The following is a 989-nucleotide window of genomic DNA, read 5'->3' on the forward strand; positions in this document are numbered from 1 at the left end:
GGGCCCCGGGCCATACAAGTGCGGGTCAAGGCCGCCGGCGAGCGCGAGCTGGGGCAGAACCTGCACCCGCACATGCTCCGGCACTCCTTTGCCAGCCACTTGCTGGAGTCCTCCCAGGACCTGCGTGCGGTGCAGGAACTGCTGGGCCACTCCGACATCAAGACCACCCAGATCTACACCCACCTGGACTTCCAGCACCTGGCAACGGTGTACGACAGCGCCCATCCACGGGCCAAACGCATTAAGGGCAGTGACTCATGAGCATCAAGCTGATCACCTTCGACCTGGACGATACGCTCTGGGATAACGTGCCGGTCATCATCAGCGCCGAGGCATCGATGCGCGAGTGGCTGGCGACCCACGCCACCAAGGTGGGCGACTTGCCCCTGGAGAAGTTTGCCAGCCTGCGCCAGCAGGTGCTGGAGCGTCATCCCGAGCTGAAATATCGCATCAGCGTGTTGCGTCACAAGGTGCTGCAATACGCCTTCGAGGAAGCCGGGTACCCGCTGCCGGAAGCAGCGCAGATGGCGGATGTGTGCTTTGAAGCGTTCATCCATGCCCGGCATCAACTCACGGTATTCCCCGAAGCGGAACCGATGCTGCAAGCACTGCGCCGCGACTATCTGCTGGGGGTGATTACCAACGGTAATGCCGATGTGCAACGTGTGGGGTTGGCGGACTACTTCCACTTTGCACTCCGGGCTGAAGACATTGGTATTGCCAAGCCGGATGCGCGGTTGTTTCAGGAAGCCTTGCAGCGCGGTGGCGTAGCGCCGGGCGCGGCAGTGCATGTGGGTGACCATCCAGGGGATGACATTGCCGGTGCGCAGCAGGCGGGGCTGCGGGCGGTGTGGTTCAACCCGGCAGGCAAGGCCTGGGAGGCCGAGAAATTGCCGGATGCCGAGATTCGCAGCCTGACCGAGCTACCCGACGTGCTAGCCCGCTGGAACGCATAACCTGATGATGAAGGGCTTTTGTGGCGAGGGAGC

2 protein-coding genes are annotated in these 989 nt (G+C 62.7%); both read left to right on the top strand.

Annotation, left to right across the window (positions count from 1 at the left end; all coding sequences use genetic code 11):
- On the top strand, positions 1-261 hold a 261-nt coding region (locus tag HX846_RS24395; RefSeq protein WP_178966245.1), incomplete at its 5' end, for a tyrosine-type recombinase/integrase.
- A complete protein-coding gene (locus tag HX846_RS24400) occupies positions 258-956 on the top strand; it encodes an HAD family hydrolase (protein ID WP_008439351.1) in 699 nt (232 codons plus the stop codon). The genes HX846_RS24395 and HX846_RS24400, both read left to right, overlap by 4 nt.
- The last annotated feature ends 33 nt before the right edge of the window (positions 957-989 follow it).

The organism is Pseudomonas sp. K5002 (assembly GCF_013386655.1).
Lineage (GTDB): Bacteria > Pseudomonadota > Gammaproteobacteria > Pseudomonadales > Pseudomonadaceae > Aquipseudomonas.